Annotated in this window: 13 protein-coding genes and 1 riboswitch; of the genes, 11 read left to right on the forward strand and 2 right to left on the reverse strand. The window is 55.3% G+C overall.

Annotated features, from left to right (window positions below; genetic code table 11):
• Window positions 1-47: 47 nt before the first annotated feature.
• The 4 genes from G5B47_RS24380 (at window position 48) to G5B47_RS24395 (ending at window position 8013) form a co-directional block, all read left to right on the forward strand.
• On the forward strand, window positions 48-4325 hold the full coding sequence (locus G5B47_RS24380) for a 2-hydroxyacyl-CoA dehydratase (protein ID WP_165103956.1): 4278 nt from the start codon (window positions 48-50) through the stop codon (window positions 4323-4325).
• A gap of 324 nt (window positions 4326-4649) precedes the next feature.
• Window positions 4650-5099, forward strand: coding sequence for a MarR family winged helix-turn-helix transcriptional regulator (locus tag G5B47_RS24385; RefSeq protein WP_165103958.1), 450 nt, complete (start codon window positions 4650-4652; stop codon window positions 5097-5099).
• Complete coding sequence (locus G5B47_RS24390; protein WP_165103959.1) at window positions 5096-6595, forward strand: DHA2 family efflux MFS transporter permease subunit; 1500 nt, start codon at window positions 5096-5098, stop codon at window positions 6593-6595. The genes G5B47_RS24385 and G5B47_RS24390 overlap by 4 nt, the downstream gene beginning before the upstream one ends.
• Before the next feature lie 158 nt (window positions 6596-6753).
• Entirely contained in the window at window positions 6754-8013 is a 1260-nt protein-coding gene (locus tag G5B47_RS24395; protein WP_165103961.1) for an MFS transporter, read from the forward strand.
• On the opposite strand, the gene G5B47_RS24400 is transcribed toward G5B47_RS24395, so the two are convergent.
• Window positions 7988-8635 carry a DedA family protein gene (locus G5B47_RS24400; protein ID WP_165103963.1) on the reverse strand — a complete coding sequence of 216 codons (648 nt, stop codon included), beginning with the start codon at window positions 8633-8635 and terminating at the stop codon, window positions 7988-7990. The genes G5B47_RS24395 and G5B47_RS24400 overlap by 26 nt on opposite strands.
• 136 nt (window positions 8636-8771) lie before the next feature.
• Here G5B47_RS24400 and G5B47_RS24405 point away from each other — a divergent pair, with 136 nt between their 5' ends.
• The 4 genes from G5B47_RS24405 (at window position 8772) to guaA (ending at window position 16406) form a co-directional block, all read left to right on the forward strand.
• Window positions 8772-10181: a polysaccharide deacetylase gene (locus G5B47_RS24405; protein ID WP_165103964.1), complete on the forward strand. Its 1410-nt coding sequence runs from the start codon at window positions 8772-8774 to the stop codon at window positions 10179-10181.
• A 98-nt stretch (window positions 10182-10279) separates the two neighbouring features.
• Window positions 10280-11761, forward strand: a complete 1482-nt coding sequence (locus G5B47_RS24410; protein WP_165103966.1) for a DUF58 domain-containing protein — start codon at window positions 10280-10282, stop codon at window positions 11759-11761.
• Window positions 11730-14312, forward strand: a complete 2583-nt coding sequence (locus tag G5B47_RS24415) for a DUF4129 domain-containing transglutaminase family protein (RefSeq protein ID WP_165103968.1) — start codon at window positions 11730-11732, stop codon at window positions 14310-14312. Before G5B47_RS24410 ends, G5B47_RS24415 begins: the two co-directional genes overlap by 32 nt.
• Window positions 14313-14867: 555 nt before the next feature.
• On the forward strand, window positions 14868-16406 hold the full coding sequence (gene guaA, locus G5B47_RS24420; protein ID WP_165103970.1) for a glutamine-hydrolyzing GMP synthase: 1539 nt from the start codon (window positions 14868-14870) through the stop codon (window positions 16404-16406).
• A gap of 102 nt (window positions 16407-16508) precedes the next feature.
• Here the strand turns inward: guaA and G5B47_RS24425 are convergent, their stop codons facing one another.
• Window positions 16509-17348, reverse strand: a complete 840-nt coding sequence (locus tag G5B47_RS24425) for an AraC family transcriptional regulator (protein WP_165103972.1) — start codon at window positions 17346-17348, stop codon at window positions 16509-16511.
• Window positions 17349-17526: 178 nt separating this feature from the next.
• Here G5B47_RS24425 and G5B47_RS24430 point away from each other — a divergent pair, with 178 nt between their 5' ends.
• The 3 genes from G5B47_RS24430 to G5B47_RS24440 all read left to right on the forward strand — a co-directional run bounded on the left by G5B47_RS24430 (window position 17527) and on the right by G5B47_RS24440 (window position 22115).
• Window positions 17527-19431: a glycoside-pentoside-hexuronide (GPH):cation symporter gene (locus G5B47_RS24430; RefSeq protein WP_165103973.1), complete on the forward strand. Its 1905-nt coding sequence runs from the start codon at window positions 17527-17529 to the stop codon at window positions 19429-19431.
• Between the two features lie 311 nt (window positions 19432-19742).
• The gene (locus G5B47_RS24435; protein ID WP_165103975.1) at window positions 19743-20336 is read left to right on the forward strand and encodes a YdeI/OmpD-associated family protein; all 594 of its coding nucleotides are present in this window, start codon (window positions 19743-19745) and stop codon (window positions 20334-20336) included.
• 158 nt (window positions 20337-20494) lie between these two features.
• Window positions 20495-20594: riboswitch (purine riboswitch) on the forward strand.
• Window positions 20595-20714: 120 nt separating this feature from the next.
• Window positions 20715-22115, forward strand: a complete 1401-nt coding sequence (locus G5B47_RS24440) for an NCS2 family permease (protein WP_165103977.1) — start codon at window positions 20715-20717, stop codon at window positions 22113-22115.
• Window positions 22116-22407: the final 292 nt, after the last annotated feature.

Here is a 22407-nt window from a genome sequence, read left to right on the forward strand (position 1 = left end):
TATTTTTCCTAAAGTTAAAAATTTCAATAAGGCATGGTGATTGCAGGATGCAGCTGAGGATCGGACTGGATGTCGGATCGACTACGGCCAAGTTGGTTGTCATGGAGCAAAGCGAGATTGTCCATCAGGATTATGTCAGACACTACAGCGATATCAAAAAAGCGGTGCTCACTTTGCTGGATAAGGTCATCTACCTATTTCCTGGAAGGGAAGCGGTGCTCGCGGTAAGCGGTTCTTCGGGCCTGTCCCTGTCCAAGCTGGGGGATGTGCCTTTTGTTCAGGAGGTCATCGCCTGCACGAAAGCGATCGGCGAGCTGCTTCCGTCCTGCGATACCGCCATTGAGCTTGGGGGAGAGGACGCCAAGCTGATATATCTCAGCGGCGGCATCGAGCAGCGGATGAACAATGCCTGCGCGGGCGGGACGGGCGCTTTTATCGATCAGATGGCCGCTCTGCTGAAGACTGACCCTACCGGGCTCGACGCGCTTGCGGCGGGTCACGAGCGGATTTATCCGATCGCTTCCCGCTGCGGCGTCTTTGCCAAGAGCGACATTCAGCCGCTGCTCAACGAGGGGGCGCGCCGCGAGGATGTGGCGGCTTCGATCTTCCAGAGCATCGTCAATCAGACGATCTCTGGACTGGCTTGCGGGCGTCCGATTCGCGGCCGCGTCGCTTTTCTGGGCGGTCCGCTGACGTACTTGTCCCAGCTGCGGGCCCGGTTCGTAGAGACGCTCGAGCTTGCGGAGGACGACATCCTGTTCCCGGAGAGATCGCAGTATTTCGTGGCGATCGGCTCGGCGCTGACGGAAAGCGGCGGGGCCGCTGTGCCGCTTGCGGAGTGGCGGGCGAAGATCGCGGCCGTCGATTTTGCGTCGGAGCGCTCCGAGGACGGCGAGCTTCCGCCGCTCTTTGAGACGAAGGCCGAGCTTGACGAATTCCGGCGGCGGCATTCGGAGGCCGGGGCGGTACGGGCCGATCTGTCCTCTTACCGCGGACCGTGCTATCTCGGCATCGACGCCGGCTCGACGACAACGAAGCTTGTGCTTACGGGCGGCGACGACGAGATCTTGTATACATATTACGGGAGCAATCAAGGAAATCCGCTAAAATCGGTTAGCGAAGCGCTGAAGGAGATTTACCGGCTGCTGCCGGACGGCTGCCATATTGCGGGCTGCTATGCGACCGGCTACGGCGAGGGGCTGATCAAGGCGGCGCTGAAGGCCGACGGCGGCGAAGTGGAGACGGTTGCCCATTATAAAGCGGCCGCCAAGTTTATGCCGGAAGTCGATTTTATTCTCGACATCGGCGGCCAGGATATGAAATGCATCAAAATCCGCGGCGGCGCCATCGACAGCCTCATGCTGAACGAGGCCTGCTCCGCGGGCTGCGGCTCTTTTCTGGAGAGCTTTGCCTCGGCGCTTGGTCTTGGCGTCTCCGAGTTCGCCGAGGCCGCGCTGCATTCGGAGAAGCCCGTCAATCTGGGCTCCCGCTGCACCGTGTTCATGAACTCGAAGGTGAAGCAGGCGCAGAAGGAAGGGGCGTCCCTGTCCGATCTTTCGGCCGGGCTGGCCTACTCCGTCATCAAGAACGCGCTGCAAAAGGTTATCAAAATCCGCAGATTCGATGAACTGGGCGAACACATTATCGTGCAGGGCGGCACTTTCTATAATGAAGCCGTGCTGCGCGCCTTTGAGCAGCTGACGGGAAGAACCGTCATTCGCCCGGATATCGCCGGCGTGATGGGAGCCTACGGCTGCGCCCTGCTCGCCAGAGAGAACGCTGCGGAGAGCGGCGTCAGCACGCTGCTAGGCGCTGAGGAGCTGGAGAGCTTTGCCTACGAGGTGACGCAGGGCCGCTGCGGCCGCTGCGGCAACAACTGCCCGCTGACGATCAGCCGGTTCCCGGACCGCAGCTTCCATGTCACCGGCAACCGCTGCGAACGCGGAGCCGGCGGGAAGAAAGAAAAGAACAAGCTGCCGAATCTGATGCAGTATAAATACGAACGCTTCCTGGATTACGCTCCCCTCCCCGATGAGGAGGCCGAACGGGGCGTTGTCGGAATGCCGCGCGCTATGAACCTGTTCGAGAACTATCCGTTCTGGCATGCGTTCTTTACCTCTCTTCGCTACAAGGTGGTGCTGTCTCCAAAGTCGGACAAAAAGCTGTACGAAAGCGGCATGGACACCATTCCGTCCGAAGCGGTCTGCTATCCGGCCAAAATGGCCCACGGCCATGTGCAGAGCCTGCTCGGCAAGGGCGTCGATTTTATTTTCTACCCCGCCATCGTGTATGAGAAGAAAGAGGATGAAGCCGCCGACAACCACTTTAACTGCCCGGTCGTGGCCTCCTACCCGGAAGTCATCCGCAACAATATGGATGGCCTCAAAGAGAAGGGCATTCCGCTTGTCAGCCCGTTCCTGACCTTTGATGACATTTCGGCGCTGACGAAAGGGCTGGCGCGCACGTTCCCGGATATCCCGAAGGATGAGATTGCCGCCGCCATTCAGGCCGGGCTGGCCGAAGCGGAGCGGGCGAAGAGCGACTTGCGCCGGAAAGGCGAGGAGACGCTGGCGTTCCTGGAAGAGACCGGCACCAAGGGCATTCTGCTGTGCGGGCATCCGTATCACGCCGATCCTGAAATCAACCATGGCATCGCGGATCTTATTACCGGCATGGGGCTGGCCGTTCTTACCGAGGATGCCGTCTTCCATCTGGGAAGCGCCGAGGGCGAACTGGGCGTGGTCAATCAATGGACCTACCACGCCCGGATCTACCGGGCCGCGCGGCTCGCTGCTGAACGCAGTGACCTGGAGCTGGTGCAGCTTACTTCGTTCGGCTGCGGCATCGACGCCATTACCTGCGATGCGGTACAGAATATTCTGGAGCGGAAGGGCAAGGTGTACACGCTGATCAAGATCGACGAGATCAGCAATTTGGGAGCGGCCCGCATCCGCCTGCGCTCGCTGCTCGCGGCGATGCGCGAGCGGGAGAACAGAGAGGAAGCGCCGCTCCGGGCCGAGGCTGCCGGGCAGACTGTGCCGTTTACCAAAGACATGAAGTCGGCTTATACGATTCTTGCGCCGCAGATGTCGCCGATCCACTTCGAACTGTTCGAGCGGGTGTTCCGGGATTTCGGATACCGGCTAAAAGTGCTCGAGAAGTCCGGCCCCGAGGAGACGGAGGAAGGCCTGAAGTTTGTCAACAACGACGCCTGCTACCCGGCCATTGTGACGATCGGCCAAATCCTGTCGGCGCTGCAGAGCGGGGATTACGATCCCGACCGGACGGCGGTCATCATGTCGCAGACAGGCGGAGGCTGCCGGGCAACGAACTACATTTCCCTGCTGCGCAAGGCGCTTAAGGATGCGGGCCTTGAGAAGATTCCGGTGCTGTCGCTGAACGCTTCGGGTCTGGAGAACCAGCCGGGCTTCCGGATCGGACTCAAGATGATCAACCGGATGTTCGCCGCGGCGTGCTACGGCGACTTGCTGATGCGGCTGCTGCACCGCTTCAGACCCTACGAGAAGGTTCCGGGGAGCGCCGAAGCGCTGTTCCGGAAGGGGATGGAGCGCTGCAAGGACAGCCTGTCGTCCTTCTCGTTCCGCGATTACAAGAAGCTCGCCCGCGAGATTGCTTCGGAATTCAGCCGCCTGCCGCTGACGTCTGCGGTTAAGCCGCGGATCGGTGTGGTCGGCGAGATTCTGATCAAGTTCCATCCCGATGCCAACAACCGGATTGTCGATCTGATCGAAGCCGAGGGCGGGGAAGCGGTGCTGCCCGATTTCCTCGATTTCATCTTCTACTGCTTGTACAATCCGATTTACGGGGCGGGGCAGTTCGGCAAGAACAAAACGCTCGGGCTGATCAACCCGCTGCTCATTTCTTATCTGCAGATGTACCGCAAGCCGATCGCGGCTGCGCTTGAAGAGGCGGGGGTCGCCCATAAGGACAAGAATATTTACCGTCTGGCCGAGAAGGCCGAACGGCTCGTGTCCATCGGCAACCAGATGGGCGAGGGATGGTTCCTGACCGCCGAGATGATGGAGCTTCTTGACCACGGCGTCAACAATATCGTCTGCATCCAGCCGTTCGCCTGCCTTCCGAATCATATTACCGGGCGCGGAACGATGAAAGGCCTGAAAGAGCTGTATCCAAGCGCGAATATCGCCGCGATCGATTATGATGCAGGGGTCAGTGTCGTGAACCAGACGAACCGGATCAAGCTGATGATGTCGATTGCGGCCGAGCTCGAGAACGGCGGGACGTTCTTTGAAGAATCAAGCGGCCCCAAGGCGGAGTCGCAGCTGAAGACGGCCCGGGCTTAGCAGCCAAGGGAAAGGACGGCGCGGCATTTATGCTGAACCGTCTGCACTTAATGAGCGAACCGTTCGCTTTTTTTTGAGAAAATAATCAAGAGATTCTGTCCGGAGGGACAGGGTCTCTTTTTCTTTTTTCATAAAAGAATTTATAAGTTTCACGCTTATAAAAGGCCTTGTATTTCTACGAGAAACGTACTTGCGTCTTAAAAGACACCGTCAGGCATTTCTTCCTGGAAACTTTCAACGCTCGGTTGACGGAAATTTAAGTAAGCAGTAAAATATTTCGCATACGAAATATATAGGTTTAAAATAGATGGAGGTTCAAGATAGATGGATGACAGGGAACAGCTTGATGAAATCGTGTCCTCTTTCCGGCGCATCAGCCATTCGTTTCAGCAGCTGCTGTGGAAGGACGCGGAGCAGTTCGGTATTACTCCCGCCCAGCTGATGGTGCTGCGCAAGCTTTCGCTTTGCTCGGAGATGTCGGTAACCGAACTTGCGGAACGGATGTATCTCGGTAACAGCTCGGTCAGCGGACTGGTTGAACGGATGGTGAAGGCGGAATTGATTACAAGGAAGCGGGCGGAGGACGACCGCCGTATTTTCCGGCTCGCGCTGACGGAGAAAGGCAAGGAAATCTGGGAGGAGAGCGAAGTGGAGCTGAGGAAGCATTTGCTTCCGCTGACTCACATTCCCCGGGAAGACGTGCAGGAGCTGCTCCGGATTCATGGCCGGATTATTGAAATATTAGAACAAGGGAGAGAACAGTCAGAATTATGAGCACGATAACCGCAAACGCTGCAGTGGCGGCAAAAAATATCCGCAAAGGCCCGATCATCGCGGCGCTCCTGATCGGCGCGTTCGTCGCGCTGCTGAATCAGACGCTGATGAACGTCGCTCTGCCGAAGATGATGGACAGCCTTGGCATCGAGGCCAATACGGCTCAATGGCTGACCACCGGCTTTATGCTGGTGAACGGCGTATTTGTTCCGGTAAGCGCCTATCTTACCGAGAAGTTTACGACGCGAGCCCTGTTTATTACGGCTATGTCCTTATTTTCAATCGGTACGCTGGTCTGCGCACTCGGGACCGGCTTTGAGTTCATTATGGTCGGGCGGGTCATTCAGGCCGCGGGTGCAGGCATTCTGATGCCGCTGATGAACATCGTATTTCTGATGATCTTCCCGATCGAAGAGCGTGGCAAAGCGATGGGACTGATGGCGGTCGCCATGATTTTTGCGCCGGCCGTTGGCCCGACTCTCTCCGGTTGGGTCGTCCAGAACTATTCCTGGCGGGTGCTGTTCTATATTGTGCTGCCGCTCGCTATTTTCGCCACGCTGCTGGGCGTGAAGTTTATGCAGAACGTGACGGTCAAGACATCGCCCAGGCTGGATAAGCCGGGAGTTATTTTCTCGACGCTCGGGTTTGGCGGACTGCTGTACGGTTTAAGCGACGCGGGAACCGACGGCTGGAACAGCATCACGGTTATCCTCTCGCTGACTGTAGGCGTGATCGGACTCGCCCTGCTCGTATGGAGAGAGCTGGTCGCGGATAAGCCGATGCTCGAATTCCGCATTTTCCGCTACAACATGTATTCACTCACCACCGTCATTAACATTATCGTCACGATGGGCATGTATTCCGGCATGATCCTACTGCCGCTGTACCTGCAGAAGATCCGCGGGTTTACACCGCTGGAATCCGGCGTCATGCTGCTGCCGGGAGCGATTCTGATGGGGATTATGTCTCCGGTCACCGGCATGATTTTTGATAAAATCGGGGCCCGATGGCTGACGATCGTCGGACTGGTCATTACGGTCCTTACGACATGGGAGTTCAGCCAGTTGACCGATTCGACCACGTATACGCATTTGATTCTGACCTACACGGCGCGGATGTTCGGCTTGTCCATGCTGATGATGCCGATTACCACCGCCGGTCTGAACCAGCTGCCGCAGCGCCTCAGCTCGCACGGAACCGCAATGGCCAATACGCTGCGGACCGTGGCGGGGGCGCTCGGAATGGCGCTGTTTGTCACCTTGATGACGAACCGCACGAAGAGTGAAATTACCGACGCCGTAGTAAGCGGCCAAATCTCGCCAACTGACAAGCTGGCTTTCGTCAGGTTCTCGCAGGAAGCGATGATTCACGGGATTACGTATGCCTTCGTCATCGCGACATGGGTAACGGTGGCCGGGCTTGCGCTGGCCTTCTTCATCCGCAAAACATCGCCGCAGCCGGATTTCCTGAAGACCGGGAACGAAACTGTTACTTAAAAAGAATAATAACGTAAGAGGGGCTCCTTCCAAGGTTGTAAAACTGGGAGGGGGCTTTTTTCTGTGTAAGAAGGGAAAGAGGGATTGCTATCAGCAGTACATTTGATTATTATCTAATTAGATATTTATTTAATTTGTGGTTTGAGAGGATGGAGATTATGAAAAAAAGTACGACCGGCCGTGATGGCGTAAGCGTCGGCTATTACAGGCTGTTCTTCGCCGGGATTATCAACGGGATCGGGGACCGCTTCAGCCAGGTGGCGATGCTGTCGCTGATTCTAAGCCTGACCGGATCGGGCATGGCCGTAGGGCTGTCGCTTGGCATCCGGCTGCTTCCTTCCCTTGTGCTGGCCCCCCTCGGGGGATATCTGGGCGGAAAGCTGCCGCGCAAGGCAGTTATGATGGCGACCGATATCGCCCGCATTCCTTTCGCGCTCTCTTTCCTGTGGGTGACGAGTGAAGATCGGCTGTGGCTGCTCTACGCCGCCAGCTTCGTGCTCGCCGCGGGCGAGGCGATTTACGCGCCGGTCCGCAAATCATCGATACCGCTGCTTGCGGAGCGGAGCGCACTTATGCGGATTAACGGTATGGAGCAGCTGATGACCGGGTGTGTGCTGATTCTGGGGGCGCTGACGGGGGGATTCGTCTCCCATTGGCTCGGACCGGAGACGGCATTTGTGCTGAATGCATGCTCGTTTCTGGCTGCGGCGGCGATCATTTCCGGCATTTCGTTTCCAAGCAGCGCGCCGGAAGGCAGGGAAGAGGAGGTTCGGGGTGATGAGCCGGAGCCCGGCAACGTATCCCACCGGAAAGGGCTGGTCTCGCTGGTGGCCGGAAGCCTTGTTTTGCAGACGGTACTGGGATATGAGCTGCTTGTTCCGCTAGTGAACGGGCTGGACAATGTGCTGATCAGCGTGTATGCCATCCAGGTGTTTCAAGCCGGGGATATCGGTGTGGGGGCTTTTTATGCAGCGCTCGGCGCCGGGCTTACGCTCAGCTTCTGGGCCGGAGGATGGATCAAGCGGAACTTTTTGGCGGCGGCGCTGGGAGGGCTGCTGCTGGAAGGTCTGCTGCTGATGGGAATCAGCGCGGCCGGCGGCTTTTGGGCTGCCTGCGGATTGTATGTGCTGCTGTCCCTGGCCTCGGGAATCGGAGGCGCTTCGCTCGATACGCTGCTGATGCGGGAGACGCCCGCCAAATGGCAGCCTGTATTGTTCGGGCTTCTCACTGCGGTGACCAATACACTTCTAGGCTTGTCCATGCTGCTGGCCGGTTGGCTGCTGGACGGAACGGCCCCCCGTACGCTTGGATTTGCGGGGGGCGCCTGCTTTGCCGCAATTGCGATTGCGCTGGGGGTATACGTATGGATCGGAGGCGGAAGGGGCGGGGCAGTCAGCGTTCCTTCGAGGACTCTTTAACCCTCATGACGCCAAGGACTTTAGGTCTGCGGCGGTAGCGGAAGTGGTAAGCGAAAATCAGTGCGGCGGCCAGGACGGCGGCGAGCACGATCCACGGGGCGTAAGCCTCGAACAGATGGAACACTGCGGTCCATTGAGGTCCGAACACCCGGCCGATTCCGACAAACAGAATGACCCAGAACAGCGCGCCTCCATAGGCGTACAGGGCAAACTTGCGGAAAGGAAGGGCGATGATGCCGGAGAAATAACCGGTAAAATGGCGTACCCCGGGGATGAAATAACCGATCGAAATCAAAATGCTGCCGTACCGCTCGAACCAGCGCTGCGTTTTCTCAAGCTTGGCGGGCGAGAAGAGGAACCACCGGCCGTATCGCTGGATGAACGGCAGACCGGCTTTTACGCCGATGAAATAGGTAATAGTCATCCCTACGGTCGTTCCAAAGAAGGCGACGATAATGAGCAGGATGAAGTCAAGCCGCCCCGTATAAGAGAGATAGCCCGCAAAGGCCATCGTTGTTTCCCCCGGAAAGGGCAAAGCGATAAATTCCAGCAGCAGCCCGAAGAACAGCACACTGTATCCATACTGCGCGAATAATTCCTGTATCCATTTCAGCATTTCCATAATTGTTGTCACTCTCCAAAACAATGGGCTGCGGACGCCGTTCTGCCCCCTGAAGGAGCACGTCTATTTTGCGGCTTGTCCTCATATAATCCAGCACAAGGCTTAGGTAGCCAATAGAATGCTGGAGGTCGAGATTATGGCTTGGAAAAAGCGCGGAATCAGCCGCCGTACGGCTGTCCGGCTCGTGCTGGCCGCCGCGGTTCTCGCGGCAGTCCTGATTTACCGTGAAGCGGGGCTCAATCCATTTGGAAAAGAATCCGCAGGACTTCATGACGCAGACGGCGGGGGAGGCGCCATAGACAGGAGAGGCCCGCTGTCTGTTTCCTCTCAAGCCCCGGCGTCCGCCAGGGCTCCGAAGGGACAGGCCATCTCAGGCTTGCCAATTGAAGGCGTTGCGGGGGCGTCGCCGGACGTACACCTGGCACCCCCCTCTCACTCACAGCGGTCAGCGGTTTCCCGCATCTCCGCAGCTTCCGGGCGTCCGGTAAAGACCGCTGCGGCGGCGGTTAGGACAAGCGCCCGGCCCAAAACAGTCTACCTGACGTTTGACGACGGACCCAGCGCCGTTACCCCCAAGGTGCTTGAGATATTGAATCGGGAACGGGTAAAAGCAACTTTTTTCGTGCTGGGAAACGAGGCGGAAACGCATCCCGAATGGATTAACGCAATCCGGGAGCAGGGCAGCACTATCGGAAATCATACCTACGATCATAACTATAAAGAGTTATACAGCGGCTTTACCCGGTTCTGGAGCCAAATTAAAAAAACGGAGGAAACCATCCGCCTCATCACCGGGACCCGGCCGCAGCTTGTGCGCGCTCCAGGCGGAACGTTTGGTCATTTTGATGATACCTACTTCCAACTGATGAAGCAAGCGGGCTACCGGGTGACGGACTGGACGGTGGACAGCGGCGATTCGAAGCGGCGGGGAGTGCCCGCCTCGGAAATTACGAAGAACTCCATACCGGATACGAAGGCCTCCAAGGTTATTCTGCTGCTGCATGACGGCGCGGGGCATGAGGAAAGCGCAAAGGCGCTGCCTGAAATCATCAAGCGGTATAAAGCGGCGGGGTATGTCTTCAAGACGCATCCGGGCAAGAGCGGCTCGGGAAGAATCAAGCCGGCTGAAGCATGGATCGAAGCCAATGTCCTTCCCAACGCAGCCTTGTTTGCTCCCGGAAAAAAACTCGTAGTGGAAGCCGGCATGCTGCAAGCCTCACTTCAGCCCGGGGAATACCGTATTGAGGATGGGCGGTATATCGTCCCGCTTCGTTCCGTGGTCGAGCGGTTTGGCGGCCGGGTAAACTGGTCTGCCGGCACCCATAGCGGCCAGGCCGAGCTGAACGGGCGGGAAATAACGGCAGACACGGCCAGTGGTAGGCTCACTCTGACCGGCGCCGGACCGGAGCAGGAAGCGATCTCTTCGGGGGTTGTGCTTGAGGGCGGCGCCATTTGGCTGCCGCTGCGGGATTTGCTGGAGGCCGCGGGACACCCGCTGCTCGGAGTGGCAAACGAACCGGAAGCACGGACGGTGAAGGCATCCTGAATCAGTGACAACGGGATGCCGCATTATGCAAGGTCTGTCTGCTCCTTTTCATGGGAAGAATAATAGAAAACCCTTGATAAGGAAGGAGAATGCACTTTATGAAATCCATTCGCCAGACCGGTCTTCCTGCCGCTTCCCCGAATATCAGTCTGCCCGGCCAATGGGCGCGCGCGCTGGCCGCAGCGGGCATTGTCGCCGGACTGTACGGATCGCTTGGCGGCTCCGCCCTCTTGTTCCTTCTTATATTCATCGGGCTCGTCATGCTCGGCGGGCTGCTGCTGCAGACGCTTGGTCCAAGAAAGATTGAGCTGGTCCATACGCTTTCTTCTTCGCAGCCGACGGCGGGGAACGGCGTGCTGGTAGCCGTCAGCCTCAGCTTTCGCTCCCGTCTGCCGATTCCCTGGCTGATGATAGAAGAGCGCTGGACCTGCGGGGACCACCGCCTGCTGCTGTTCCCCGGATTCCGGCGCGAATTTCAGTATACGTACCGTCTGGAGGGGCTGACGAGAGGCCGTCAGCAGCTGCTCTGCTGCCGCGTCAGCTGGGGCGATCTGCCGGGCTGGTTCACCGGGACAACCGCCCCCGAGGCCGGTCACTCGTTCAAAGTGCTGCCGTCGCCGCTTTACCTCGGAAAGAGGCAGTCTGAGGAAGGAGCCGGGTGGCTCCCGGACCAAGTCCCAAGCCGAGGGCGCCAAAGACCGGATGAAGGATTTGATATCCGGAACTATCAGCCGGGTGATCCGATGAGCCGGGTGCATTGGAAAAATACGGCCCGCCGCGGCTTCCTCCAAAGCCGCGTTCCAGAAAGGGAGAAAGGGCGCATGCTCTGCGTCGTCCTGGACAACTGCCCAAGCTCCTATGAAATACTGTGGGAGTCGCTTCCTCCAAGAGGACAATCCGCGCTGGGGGAACCGCCCTTCGAACGGGCCGTTTCGGCGGCCTTGGGTCTGCTGCTTAGCGCGGAACGCGCGGGCGCCTACACCCAATTGTTCACCGGGGGCTGGCCGGAAGGGATGGCCAGATACGATGGACTGGGCGTCATCCCGGGACGGGTGCTCGATACCCTGTCGGAGATCGCGCCGGACGGAACGCGCTCGCTGTCCAGACTGCTCGAAGACGCTTCCCGGCAATGGATTCCCGGCATGCGCGTTGCGGTGATCACAGGCTGTCCCGACCGGGAAGCGGCGCTGACCATCTCCCGGCTGCTCACTCAGGGGATCAAGGTGGATCTGTATTATGTATGGGACAGGAAGGCCCCGGGAAAGCGGAATTCGGCCTCCGGCCCCGGACAGCGCCGCCCATCCGCCGAAGCGGGGGCGCATGTTTCCGATTCCGCTCCGGTCCTGAGCGATAAGCTCACTGCCTTGTATGAAGCCGGGCAGGGCGGAGGTTCCGCATCGCCGGAGCCGATGTCCGGCCTTGGCGGAAGCGAAGCGTCAGGCCCCGCACCCGCCGCGACGATCTGCGGCAGTCTGGGCCGTCAGGGAGCCGGCCTGTACTGCCTGGAGCCTGTCCCTCCGGCCGGCTCAAGCGGGGAGGAGAGAACGGATGGCGAAGCCCGCAAGCCGTCGGCTCGTTAAGCCGCCCGTTAATAATTGCCTTCCGCTGTCCGGGGGGGATAGACCGGAGTGGTACCGCCCGGACGGAGGAAGTCCCCAAAGCGTACCTGACGGGGCACCGCTGTACAGTGTCCCGCTTTGGCAGGCGAGCCGCAAGGAGTTCGGGGTTCGGGTCGCCGGAGTCTCTTCCCGGGAGGCAGACGGAGCCGGTTGCGCTTCACCCGAAACGTCACTCACCTATCGCGCGCTGTTCTCCCTGTCCCTGTTCGGGTTGTTCGCGGACTGGCTGCATCCGCTGTACCGGATGAACCTTGGGACGGAGACGGAACAGCTGCTGGACGTACTGGCGCTGATGGCTGCGGCGCTGCTTGCCGCCGGGATGCTGCGCGTACCATCCTGGCGGATCATTCCGGTCCGGTTTGCCATTTTTGCGCTGTCCTGGTTCTATTTATGTTCGGGACTGGCGGGTACGGCCTGGCCGGCCGAGTATTTCCCGGGTATCGGGAAGGACGCCGTGCTTCTCCTGTCCGGCCAAATTCATGAAATAAGCGCCGAGAGCCGGCTGCTTCTGCTGCTGACCGGCTGGAGCCTGCTTGTCTCATCCGTGCAGCATCTGGCGCTGTTCAGAGGGAGCACGATGCTCTTCACGTCCGTGACGCTGGTCTATTTGCTGGTCTTAGACAAGGGGCTCGGGCGAGATACGTCTGCAGACATCATGCTTTCCGCAGCGCTTATCGCTTGGATGCAGGGGATGAGCGGGCTGCCGCGTCTCTTGGACAAAGCCGGCGGCGCTGCAGGGATTCCGTCTCGCCGCTGGGCAGCCGGAGCTTGCGTTCTGGCGGCGGGCTTGACGCTCGCCGCCTGGGCCGGGACGGCAGCGAGCGGGGGGCAGCCGGGACGGCTGGAGCCGCTGCAGTCCGCCGCCCAGCGGCTGCAAGCCTGGGCGGCGGAGGGACTGCGCAGCCGCGCGGCAGAGATAACCGGGACGGCCGGTTACAGCACTGGCAGCGAGCTTGGCGGTCCGCTTACGCGAAGCGGGGCTCCGGTCTTCACGGTGGAGAGCCCCGAGTCCGCCTATTGGCGCGGGGAAAGCCTGGACCGCTACGACGGGCGCCGCTGGTCCCGGAGCGGGAGCCTGAGCTTGCCGCTCAGCCTGACCGCGCTTTCCGCCAAGGAAGACGCAGGATCAAGCGGACAGACTCTGAGGCAGGTCTTCCGCTTCGCGGCACCGTCCGCGGGCGGCATACCCGTATTCGGAGCGGGCAGGGTACAGTCCATCTCGGACGTCCGGCAGCTTGACGGCAGCCGGCTCGGCTATATGTTGACGGGAGGAGAAAGGGACAGCTTTGCCCTCCCCGATCTGGCGGGCTCCTCCAAAGTGACGGAATATACGGTCGAATCGCGGCTTCCCGAGAGCGATCCCGAGGTTCTTCGGAAGCTGGGGGGGAGCGACCCTCCGGAAGTCCGGGCGAAGGACCTTGAGCTGCCGTCAACCCTTCCGCAGCGGGTAAAGAAGCTGGCCGCCAGCCTGACGGCCTCGGTCGGCAGCCGGTATGACGTGGCATTGGCCGTCCGCGACTATTTGCAGAACGCGTATCCCTATACGCTGGACACGCGCGTGCCGCCGACGGGCTCCGACTTTGTCGACGATTTTCTGTTTGCGGAGAAGAAGGGCTACTGCGTCCACTTCGCCTCCGCCATGACCGTCCTGCTGCGAAGCGAAGGCATTCCGGCCCGCTTCGTCCAAGGCTACGCGCCGGGCCGAAGACTCGCGGGAGGCGGCCCGCCGCGCTATGCCGTAACCGAGGGCGACGCCCACGCCTGGGTCGAGGTGTATTTCCCCGGCGCGGGCTGGGTCCCCTTCGACCCGACGCCGGCCTCGGCAGCGGGCGCCGCGCTGCCGCCCGTCGCCGCGGCGGCTGCGCCCGCGCCGCCGGTGCCCCCCGCGCCCGCCGCAGCCGGCGCGGGAACGCTGCCCGCCCCCGCGCTGCCCGGGGGCGGCCCGCCTGCGCCGCCCGCAGCCGCGGCGGCGCTGCTTACCGCCGCCGCGTGGCGCTGGCGGCGGAGCCTGGCGCTGCTGCGACTCGGGCGCAGCAGCGCGGGCAGGGAGCGGCTGCTGCTGGCCGCGTCCCTGTCCTGGCGGGTGCTGGCCGCGCGGTACGGCCCGCCCGCGCCGGGGGCGACGGGCAGGGAGTATGCCGCGTCCCTGCCCATTGAAGATGCCGGACTGCGCGCAGCCGTCCGGCGGTTCGTCCGCCAGTGGGAAGCGCTGGCGTACGGTGGTACGGGAGGCCCTGATCTGCGCAGGGCTGCTCCCGCTCCGCATGGGCGGCATCAGCCCGGCGGTTCCGGGCCGGACTCCGCTCCGGCTGGCGACTGCTTACCGGGCTCCGTCCCTGCGCGCAGCCTCCCGCAGCGCATCCGCCGCTTAGCCGGCGGCTCCGTCATTCCGGCGGTATTCCCGGCCCTCCGCCAGTCTTCGAAGGCTGCCGGAGGGCCGGGGACGCCGGCTCACTGGAGCGCAGGAGCATTCATGCGCGATTGTCTGCGGATCGCTTTCTATTTGAGCTAAAGAGGCGGGTGCCTGGACGCCCACCTCTTGCTTTTTGCAGATAACCTGCGGTTGTACATCTTTTGGCGTCTAGCTGATAACCTGCGATTGTACATCTTTTGTCATCTGGAAGTCGTCACTGAACAATATGCGTGCTAAAGTACAGTTTTTTACCCGTTCAGCCTCATATGCAGCCGGTACAGCCTCAAAATTCCTGCACAATTGTAGGAATTTCCCTGCTGGCATAAGTATTCGCTGGAAAAACCTGCACTATAGTAGTTTTTGTAAGAGGCAGAACTATAAATCACAACTAACCTGGCATTGATCCCTTTCGAGTCCATCTCGAATTCATATACCCCGGGGGAGAAGCGCTCACGAAATGGTTGACTTCAATCATTGACTTCAATATACAAGTCAGTCGAAGCTGTATTTTTCGATTGAGAAAGACATTCTGCTTCTGTGAAAATCTTTTGCCAAAAGAATCCGTAAGCGATTACGATGCAGCCTGTCCGCCTTTCCTTGACGGTGCGAATTCCGTTCTCGTATAATGAATCCAACAATCAAGGGAGGCAAGTAATGAACAAGCCAAATGAAATTATCGTTGTTCTCGATTTCGGAGGACAATACAACCAATTGATCGCGCGCAGAATTCGGGATTTGGGCGTATACAGCGAACTTCTGCCATATAATACGCCAGTCGACCGGATCAAGGAGCTCTCGCCCAAAGGTATCGTATTCTCCGGCGGCCCGATGAGCGTTTACGCCGAGGACGCTCCGCATGTGGACCCGGCCATTTATGATCTCGGACTGCCGATTTTTGGGATCTGCTACGGCATGCAGCTGATGGCTCATCAGCTAAGCGGCAAGGTTGAGCGAGCATCCAAGCGGGAATACGGCAAGGCGGATCTGACTTTCGAAGCCGGAGCGACGCTGGTCAAAGGCCTTGAAGGCAGCCAGACTGTATGGATGAGTCACGGCGACCACGTGTCCCTGCTTCCGGAAGGCTTCAAGCTGGATGCCGGTACCGAAAGCGCGCCGATCGCGGCAATGAGCCACGAAGGACGGAAGCTGTATGCGGTGCAGTTCCACCCGGAAGTGCGCCACTCCGTGAACGGCAACGAGATGATCAAGAATTTCCTGTATGAAGTTTGCGGCTGCGATGGCAACTGGACGATGGAATCCTTTATCGAGGATGCCATTCAGGATATCCGTGCGAAGGTCGGCGACAAGAAGGTGCTGTGCGCCCTGAGCGGCGGCGTCGATTCTTCCGTTGTCGCGATGCTGATTCACCGCGCCATCGGTGACCAGTTGACCTGTATGTTTATCGACCACGGTCTGCTCCGCAAAGGCGAAGCCGAGAGCGTAATGGAGACGTTCGTCGGCAAATTCGATATTCATGTCGTCAAGATTGATGCCCGTGATCGTTTCCTCGGCAAGTTAGCCGGCGTAGACGATCCCGAACAGAAGCGTAAGATTATCGGTAACGAATTTATCTACTGCTTCGACGAGGAATCGGCCAAGCTCGGCGATTTTGATTTCCTTGCCCAGGGTACGCTGTACACGGACATCGTGGAGAGCGGAACCGCCACGGCGCAGACGATCAAGTCGCATCATAATGTCGGCGGACTGCCGGAGGACATGAAGTTCAGCCTGATCGAGCCGCTGAACACGCTGTTCAAGGACGAGGTGCGGAAGGTTGGCGAGGAGCTTGGCCTGCCGCATGCCATCGTATGGCGCCAGCCGTTCCCGGGTCCGGGCCTCGCCATCCGCGTGCTGGGCGAAGTTACGGAGGACAAGCTGACGATCGTCCGCGATTCGGATTATATCCTCCGCGAGGAAATCGCCAAGGCGGGTCTTGAGAGCGAAATCTGGCAGTACTTCACCGCGCTGCCAAACATGAAGAGCGTAGGAGTCATGGGCGACGCCCGAACCTACTCCTATACGGTAGGCATCCGCGCCGTAACGTCCATTGACGGCATGACCGCCGACTGGGCCCGCATTCCGTGGGATGTGCTTGAGAAGATTTCCGTGCGGATCGTCAACGAAGTTGAGAACGTCAACCGCGTCGTTTACGATATTACCTCTAAACCGCCTGCAACGATTGAGTGGGAGTAACCTGCTGGTTCCCCTTCAAAATCCCCACCAAGAAATTTTCTTGATGGGGATTTTCTTCATTTGGAAATCATCAAGATGAACGGAAGAGTATTTAGTAAAAAATCAAATTTTTTTTGTGCTTCTAAAAATTGTCGGTGAAACGCCAAACTTATGTTTAAATGCTCTCGAAAAGGAGTCCACATTTGAATATCCTACTTCCTCAGCAACTTCATAAACGGTTTTTTCACTGGTTTTCAGTACAATTCTTGCTTGTTGCAGGCGATGAGCTTTTAAATATTGAACAGGAGGAACACCGATTTCTTTTTTAATCACCTGACTGAGATAGGCTGGAGCCAGGTTCAATGACTCAGCGATTTCCTGAATCGAAAGATCGAGACGCGAATAATTATTGTGAACGAAAAGTAAAAATAATTCACAATACTTTTTCTGCTTTATATTCATTGGATTGAGCAGAGCATAGTTTTTTTCGATTTTGAAATGAGCAAAAATCGTATAAAACAATGCCTGCACACTCATTTTTTCCTTCATATCAAATAAATCCATTTTCATCATTCTTTCGAATAGCTTCGGCAACTCATTATCGGGTGAAACCGTTCCAACTGAATCACGGCCATTGATGCCATTGCATAACAACAATTCCGCTGCTCGACTTCCGTTAAACCCAAGCCAGTAATATTCCCATGGATTTGTTTCATCTGCTTGATAGAAATGCACCTCGTTAGGACGAATAACAAAAAAATCTCCTTTTTTTAAATATTTCTTTCCTCCATTTCCTTCAAAGATTCCCCCTCCTGATACTATGTAATGCACAACGTAATTTTCTCTCATGCCCGGACCATAGCTATGCAGTGGCGCACAAATTTCATGACCTACATTAAAAAAATAGAAGTCAGCAAAATAATCTTCCTTAATAAATACATTCCAATATTTCCGTTTGTTCATCGTTAAGCCTCCATTACTCAAATCTTCCAAATAAAATTACAGTCCAGCGTTACTCGAAAATTCGGAATCTTCTAAAAAAATGTAGGATTTAACAAAATTCATTCCATTCTAAGTTGAAAACGTTACCTTTACTATTTAAATGTAAAGAAATCGGATACATGCAAAGGAGATTCTTAGGATGGAAAATTCAAAAGGAAACATCGTTTCACGGTTGTCTTACAGTTTTGGTGCTTTTGGGAATGACTTGCTGTTTGGATTACTCAGTACATATTTCATTATGTTTGTGACAACCCACTTGTTTAACAGTGGAAATAAGGCGCAGGATGCGAAAATGATTGGATTTATTACACTTATTATTTTCTTGTTACGGTTTGTAGAATTAGCCATTGACCCATTTATTGGGAATGCCATTGACAACACCCATACGCGTTGGGGGAAATTCAAGCCTTGGGTTGTAGTGGGAGGTGTCTTAGGACCAGCGGCTTTAGTCATATTATTCACAGATTTTGGCGGACTTACGAAAAGCAATCCAATGCTCTATCTTATCTTGTTTGCCATTCTATATATTATGATGGATATTCTATACAGTTTCAAAGATATTGCATTTTGGTCCATGATTCCTGCATTGTCTTTTGATTCACGTGAACGTGAAAAAACAGCCACATTTGCTCGAATCGGGTCAAATATTGGTGGAGGAACCATTGGTATTGTGGTCATGCCTTTAGTGCTGCTGTTCTCACTCCATGCCGATGATGGAACAGGTGATTCTCGCGGATGGTTCTGGTTTGCGCTGATTATTGGTTGTGCAGCAGCTCTATCAGCAGTCGTAGTTGGATTAGGGACAAAAGAAGTGGATTCTGATTTGCGAAAGAACAAGGAAGCAACAACGTTTAAAGGAGTCTTCCGCGTTCTTATGCACAACGATCAGCTTATGTGGTTATCGTTAGCGTATGGTCTTTATGCCATTGGAATGTCTTTAACCAACTCATTTGAACTCTACTACTTCACATTTATTTTAGGAGATGCATCGAAATTTTCAATTTTGGCACTACTAAATACAATCGTTGGCTTAGCTGCCATTTCGATTTTTCCCACATTGGCGAAGAAATGGAATCGCCGAAATGTATTTCTAGTAGCCATTGCCTTAATGTTGATAGGCTTAGTGGTATTCAGTCTTGCGAACAGCTCTCTTATTCTAGTGCTTGTCGCAGCGGAGTTATTTTTCATTCCACAACCACTAATCTTTTTAGTGGCTTTGATGACGATTACTGACTCAGTAGAATATGGTCAATTAAAATTAGGACATCGCGATGAATCGCTGACTTTATCTGTTCGCCCATTGTTGGATAAGCTTGCAGGAGCGACTTCAAACTTAGTTGTTGGTATCACGGCTGTAGCAGCCAGTATGACAGCAGGAGCCACAGCTGCAACGATCACGAACCACGACCGCTTTATCTTTAAATTCGTTATGCTTGGTGTCCCGGCAGTATTCATTTTAGTTGGTGCATTTGTCTTTTTCAAAAAAGTGAAACTCGATGAAAAAATGCATGCTTCAATCGTTGACGAGCTTGAGAGAACATGGGCAAAGGACTTTGATAGCCAACCGAATTCCAAAGCTGTACTATCTTATTACGCCCCAGTCGCTGGTGAATTGATTCCCCTTGAACAAGTTTCAGATGAAGTATTTTCGACTGGATCAATGGGGAGAGGATTCGCAATTAAACCCAGTGATGGGAGAGTTTACGCGCCATTTGATGGCGTAATTGAGGCAACATTCTCAACGCGTCATACTGTCGGTCTTGTCTCCGAAAATAAAATTGCAACATTGATTCATATTGGGATTGGAACAGTTAAGATGAAAGGAACTGGTTTTATCAATTATTTCGAACCAGGGCAACGTGTTTCACAAGGGGAGCTTCTAATTGAATTCTGGTCTCCAGCCATTAAGAAAGCCGGATTAGATGATACTGTTATTGCGGTAATCACGAATTCTGATAATTTATCTGAATTTGAAATCGAAAACAAGGGTGAAGTTACAAAAAATGACATTGTTTTGACTTTAGAAAAAAATAAGGGGGGATGATCATGAAACTTATCGAATTTAATGAAGAAATCAGGTATATCTTTGATGTGTATGAAGGACACTTATTATAACTTTATTATGGGAAAGCAGTAAAGAATTACAACAGTCTGCGGAAGTTTCCAAGGGCAACTCGTTCATCGTTCTCACCAAACTTACCTGGTGCCACAACGACTCCAAGCCGCCGGCCACCATCGAGTGGGAATAGGCCTGCTGTAAAAATTACTCTCTTTTATTGCGTTGTTCTGAGCAATAGAAGGGGTAATTTTTTTATGACATACTGACATGGAAATGATGAAAAGGAGTGTTCTTTGATGACCAATAGCAGAATGAATCCTAAGGTTGATGAATTTTTAAGTAAAGCTAAAAAGTGGCAGGAAGAGTTTGAGAAATTGAGAATGATCATTCTTGACTGTGAGCTGACCGAAGATTTTAAGTGGATGCATCCCTGTTACACGTTTGAGAAAAAAAACATAGTTCTAATACATGGATTTAAAGAATATTGTGCACTTCTGTTTCACAAAGGTGCCTTGTTAAAGGATACCCATGGGATTCTAATCCAACAAACGGAGAATGTGCAGGCGGCTCGCCAGATTCGGTTCACCAATTTTCGGGAAATAGTCGAGATGGAAACTATTTTGAAAGCCTATATTTATGAAGCCATTGAAGTTGAAAAAGCCGGTTTGGAAGTAAATTTTAAAAAGCATACGGAATTCAACATTCCTGAAGAATTTCAAAATAGACTCGATGAAATCCCTGACTTGAAAACTGCTTTTGAAGCATTGACGCCGGGACGGCAAAGAGCATACATTCTTTATTTTTCTGAACCCAAACAATCCAAAACCCGAGTGTCAAGAGTTGAAAAATATATGCAGAAAATTCTGGGCGGAAAGGGATTGAATGATTAGTGCTATAGCACGCGCCGAAGCGCGTCTACCAATACAATTCGTTCTCGTAAATTAGGACTGCGGCAAAACTTGTCATAATAACGAACAATGACAAGAACATGACGGGAATTGTTCGTTTTTATCATTGACAAGCCATGTCACATACGCCTAAAATGAGAAAGCATTAGCAACAGGATATTCGTATAATCCCGGGAATTGGCCCGGGAGTTTCTACGAGGTCACCGTAATGGCCTGGCTACGAAATTAAGAAAGCTGTCCCGATTTGAAGCTGCGGCCCGTTCCGCTGCTGCTTCGGGAAGCTCTTTTTCAGGCCGGCGTCCGCGAGGGTGCCGGCTTTTTTGCTGCTGCTTCAAACAATTACAACAGGGGGAGAACATTTTGGAACGCTTTTTCAAACTCAAAGAGAACGGCACTACAGTACGCACCGAAATTATGGCCGGTCTGACCACCTTTATGGCAATGGCGTATATTTTGTCGGTGAATCCCGGCACGTTGACCGCCTTCGGCCGTATCGATATGGGTTGGTATTCGGTATTTTTGGCGACCGCGCTGGCCGCCGGCATTTTCACCATCGCCATGGGGCTGTTCATTAACTTCCCGGTTGCGCTTGCGCCCGGCATGGGTCTTAACGCGTATTTCGCATCGGTTGTCCTGTCCTCGGCGACGTCGGCCCATCCATTTACTTGGCAAATGGGCTTGACGGCTGTCTTCATCTCCGGTCTGATCTTCATTCTGCTGACCGTCACCCGGGTTCGTCAGATTCTGCTCGATGCGATTCCGGACAGTCTCAAGCATGCGATCACGGTCGGCATCGGACTCTTCATCACGATAATCGGCCTGAAGAACAGCGGAATTATGACGATTGGCGTAGAGGCGGGCAATGCGATTCCGGCCAATACGTTTACCGATGTGCTGTACTTCGAAACGGTCTTGCATCTCGGAAGCCTTAATAATACCAATGTTCAGCTGGCACTCATCGGTCTTGTGCTGATCGGCATTCTGATGGTGCTGGAGGTCAAAGGCGCAATCCTGTTCGGTATTCTCGGCACCACGGTAATCGGGATGCTGATGGGGGCGGTCGATTTTGCTACCCTGTCCAATCCGTCTACGCCATGGGTTCCGGATTTCACGCAGCTGAACTTCCTGGCGTTTGACTGGAACGGCATTCTGCATACCGGCATTATTTCGGCGATTGCCACCTTCACCTTCGTCGAACTGTTCGACACCTTCGGGACGCTCGTCGGAACAGCGCAGCGCGCAGGAATTATGGACAACCCCGAAACGGGTAAAAAACGCGTCGGCAAAGCGATGCTCGTCGACGCGGCTGCGGTCGCCGGCGGCGCCATGCTGGGCACATCGACCACAACGGCTTACATCGAGAGCGCGGCGGGCGTGGCCGAAGGCGGACGTACGGGACTTACCGCCGTCACGACAGGCGTGTGCTTCCTGCTTGCCCTGTTCCTGGCGCCGGTTGCCGCTCTGATTCCCGGCTCCGCCACGGCGGCGGCCCTGATCATTGTCGGCGTGCTGATGGCGCAGTCCATCCGCCGGATTGATTTTAACGATATGGTTATCGCCATTCCGTCGTTCCTGACCCTCGCGATTATGCCTTTTACCTACAACATCGCGAACGGCATTTCTTTCGGTATCGTTACTTACGTGATCCTGGCGTTTGTGGCTAACCTTGCAGGCAAAAAGAAATACGACATCCACTGGATGATGTGGCTCCTAGCCGTACTGGTGGTCCTTCGTTACTTGCTGATCGGCAGCCAGGGCTAAACCGCGGCGGCTCCCATGCGGCTCCTTCCAACCGGAAGGGGCCGTTTCTTATTTCTACGAGAAACGTACTTGCGTCTTGAAAGACGCCGTCAGGCGTTTCTTCTTGAAATATCAGACTTCCATGCCAGTATAAGCTTCGCGCCTACCCTTAACCTGATATTTTTACGAGAAACGGATGCCTTCCTCTTTCAGAGGACGGCGAAGCCGTTTCTTCTTATATAAAGAGCGCAATTCACCGTATTTTCGGAAGTCAGACCGGACTTTAATTCACATGGCAATTCGATTATATTGA

The sequence above is a fragment of the Paenibacillus apii genome (assembly GCF_011043685.1).
Lineage (GTDB): Bacteria > Bacillota > Bacilli > Paenibacillales > Paenibacillaceae > Paenibacillus_AQ > Paenibacillus_AQ sabinae.